The organism is Streptomyces sp. CAI-85 (genome assembly GCF_013363615.1).
In the GTDB taxonomy this organism is placed as follows: Bacteria; Actinomycetota; Actinomycetes; order Streptomycetales; family Streptomycetaceae; genus Streptomyces; species Streptomyces antibioticus_B.
This window is the reverse complement of record NZ_JAANNX010000150.1, coordinates 1-2,965: the sequence shown is the minus strand read 5'-3', so window position 1 is coordinate 2,965 and position 2,965 is coordinate 1. Positions and strand designations below refer to the sequence as shown.

The following is a 2,965-nucleotide window of genomic DNA, read 5'->3' as shown; positions in this document are numbered from 1 at the left end:
AGGCGACCGTCTCCAAGGTCTCCGAGGACCAGCTCTTCTACCTGATGAGCCGCGGCCTCAGCGAGTTCGAGGCGATGGCCATGATCGTGCGCGGCTTCGTCGAGCCCATCGCGAAGGAGCTGCCGATGGAGTACGCGCTGGAGCTGAACCGGCTGATCGAGCTTCAGATGGAGGGCGCGGTCGGCTGATCACCGCCCCGCACCCCGTCCAGCCCCTTACGTAACGGAAAGCGAGCATTACGACAGCCATGGCTGAGGCTCAGAGTATCCCGGTGGGCTCCACCACCGCCGGCGCGATCGCGGTCGCCGCCGAGTCGACCGTCGCCACGCGCATGAGCGCGCCCCCCTCCTTCGACGTCGCGGACTTCCCGGTCCCGCACGGCCGTGAGGAGGAGTGGCGGTTCACCCCGCTGGAGCGCCTGCGCGGGCTCCACGACGGCACCGCGGTCGCCACCGGCGGCGTCAAGGTCGACGTCCAGGCCCCCGAGGGCGTCACCGTCGAGACCGTCGGCCGCGACGACGCCCGCCTCGGCCGGGCCGGCACCCCGGTGGACCGGATCGCCGCCCAGGCGTACTCCGCGTTCGAGCAGGCCGGAGTGATCACCGTCCCCAAGGACACGGTCCTCACCGAGCCCGTCCGGATCGCCGTGCACGGCGAGGGCGGCACCGCCTTCGCCCACCAGGTGATCGAACTGGGCGCCTTCGCCGAGGCCGTCGTCGTCATCGACCACACCGGTGACGCCGTGCTCGCCGCCAACGTCGACTACCTCCTGGGCGACGGCGCCAAGCTCACCGTCGTCTCCGTCCAGGACTGGGACGACAAGGCCGTGCACGCGGCCCAGCACAACGCCCTGATCGGCCGCGACGCCTCCTTCAAGTCCGTCGTCGTCACCTTCGGCGGCGACGTCGTACGGCTGCACCCGCGTGTGACCTACGCCGGCACCGGCGGCGAGGCCGAGTTGTTCGGCCTGTACTTCACGGACGCCGGCCAGCACCAGGAGCACCGTCTCCTGGTCGACCACAACGTCCCGCACTGCAAGTCCAACGTCGTCTACAAGGGCGCGCTCCAGGGCGACGACGCGCACGCCGTGTGGATCGGTGACGTGCTGATCGAGGCCAGGGCCGAGGGCACGGACACCTACGAGATGAACCGCAACCTCGTCCTCACGGACGGCGCGCGCGTGGACTCGGTGCCCAACCTGGAGATCGAGACCGGCGAGATCGTGGGCGCCGGCCACGCCTCCGCCACCGGCCGCTTCGACGACGAGCAGCTCTTCTACCTGATGGCCCGCGGCATCCCGGCCGACGAGGCCCGCCGTCTGGTGGTCCGCGGCTTCTTCGCCGAACTGGTCCAGCAGATCGGTGTCCCGGACATCGAGGAGCGGCTGATCGCCCGGATCGAGACCGAGCTGGAGGCCACGGTCTGATGGCCGCCTTCGTACGCGCCTGCGGACTGAGCGAGCTGGAGGAGGACACCCCGAAGCGGGTGGAACTCGACGGCACGCCGGTCTCGCTGGTGCAGACCGAGGGCGAGGTGTTCGCCATCCACGACATCTGTTCGCACGCCAACGTCTCGCTCTCCGAGGGCGAGGTGGAGGACTGCCAGATCGAGTGCTGGCTGCACGGATCCGCGTTCGACCTCCGCACCGGCAAGCCGTCCGGCCTTCCCGCGACGCGCCCCGTCCCCGTATACCCCGTCAAGATCGAAGGGGACGACGTGCTCGTCTCCCTCACCCAGGAGTCCTGAGGCCACCATGGCAACGCTTGAAATCCGAGACCTGCACGTCACCGTCGAGGCCGACAACGCCACGAAGGAGATCCTCAAGGGCGTCGACCTCACCGTGAAGCAGGGCGAGACGCACGCCATCATGGGCCCCAACGGCTCCGGCAAGTCCACCCTCGCCTACTCCCTCGCCGGGCACCCCAAGTACACGATCACCGGCGGCACCGTGCTGCTCGACGGCGAGGACGTCCTGGAGATGTCCGTCGACGAGCGCGCCCGCGCCGGCCTCTTCCTGGCCATGCAGTACCCGGTCGAGGTCCCCGGTGTCTCGGTCTCCAACTTCCTGCGCACCTCCGCCACCGCCGTCCGCGGCGAGGCCCCCAAGCTGCGCACCTGGGTCAAGGAGGTCAAGGAGGCCATGCAGCGCCTGAACATGGACCCCTCCTTCGCCGAGCGCAACGTCAACGAGGGCTTCTCCGGCGGTGAGAAGAAGCGCCACGAGATCCTCCAGCTCGAACTGCTCAAGCCGAAGGTCGCGATCCTCGACGAGACGGACTCCGGTCTGGACGTCGACGCCCTTCGTATCGTCTCCGAGGGCGTCAACCGCGTCCGCGAGACCGGCGAGGTCGGCACCCTGCTGATCACGCACTACACGCGCATCCTGCGCTACATCAAGCCCGATTACGTCCACGTCTTCTCCGGCGGCCGCATCGTCGAGTCCGGCGGCGCCGAGCTCGCGGACAAGCTGGAGAACGAGGGCTACGAGGCATACGTGAAGGGTGGCTCCGTGGCCGGAGGCCACTCAAAGGAGGAAGTCGCGTGACACAGATGCCGGGCCTCCTCGACACAGAGGCGCTCCGCAAGGACTTCCCGATCCTGGACCGGGCGATCCACGACGGCAAGAAGCTCGTGTATCTGGACAACGCGGCGACCAGCCAGAAGCCGCGCCAGGTGCTCGACGCGCTCAGCGAGTACTACGAGCGCTACAACGCCAACGTCCACCGCGGCGTCCATGTCCTCGCCGAGGAGGCCACGGCGCTGTACGAGGGCGCCCGTGACAAGGTCGCCCGTTTCATCAACGCGCCCAGCCGCGACGAGGTGATCTTCACCAAGAACGCCTCGGAGTCGCTGAACCTCGTGGCGAACATGCTGGGCTGGGCCGACGAGCCCTACCGCGTGGACGCCGAGACCGAGATCGTCATCACGGAGATGGAGCACCACTCCAACATCGTGCCGTGGCAGC

Annotated in this window: 5 protein-coding genes; all 5 read left to right on the top strand. The window is 68.6% G+C overall.

Translation table 11 applies throughout. The annotated features are described in order from the left end of the window. Positions 1 to 188, top strand: a 188-nt coding sequence (locus tag G6W55_RS37225) for a SufD family Fe-S cluster assembly protein (protein WP_175525015.1), incomplete at its 5' end; no start/stop codon positions are given. Positions 189 to 247: 59 nt separating this feature from the next. Further along, positions 248 to 1,426, top strand: a complete 1,179-nt coding sequence (sufD, locus tag G6W55_RS37220; protein WP_175525014.1) for a Fe-S cluster assembly protein SufD — start codon at positions 248 to 250, stop codon at positions 1,424 to 1,426. Further along, positions 1,426 to 1,746, top strand: a complete 321-nt coding sequence (locus tag G6W55_RS37215; RefSeq protein WP_030791239.1) for a non-heme iron oxygenase ferredoxin subunit — start codon at positions 1,426 to 1,428, stop codon at positions 1,744 to 1,746. The genes sufD and G6W55_RS37215 overlap by 1 nt, the downstream gene beginning before the upstream one ends. A 7-nt stretch (positions 1,747 to 1,753) precedes the next feature. Continuing rightward, on the top strand, positions 1,754 to 2,545 hold the full coding sequence (gene sufC / locus G6W55_RS37210) for a Fe-S cluster assembly ATPase SufC (RefSeq protein WP_175525013.1): 792 nt from the start codon (positions 1,754 to 1,756) through the stop codon (positions 2,543 to 2,545). Continuing rightward, on the top strand, positions 2,542 to 2,965 hold a 424-nt coding region (locus tag G6W55_RS37205), incomplete at its 3' end, for an aminotransferase class V-fold PLP-dependent enzyme (protein WP_175525012.1). The genes sufC and G6W55_RS37205, both read left to right, overlap by 4 nt.

Bases quoted from the DNA above. Each gene is read 5' to 3' on its own strand.
- sufD (WP_175525014.1), top strand. From the start codon at position 248: ATGGCTGAGGCTCAGAGTATCCCGGTGGGCTCCACCACCGCCGGCGCG.
- G6W55_RS37215 (WP_030791239.1), top strand. From the start codon at position 1,426: ATGGCCGCCTTCGTACGCGCCTGCGGACTGAGCGAGCTGGAGGAGGAC.
- sufC (WP_175525013.1), top strand. From the start codon at position 1,754: ATGGCAACGCTTGAAATCCGAGACCTGCACGTCACCGTCGAGGCCGAC.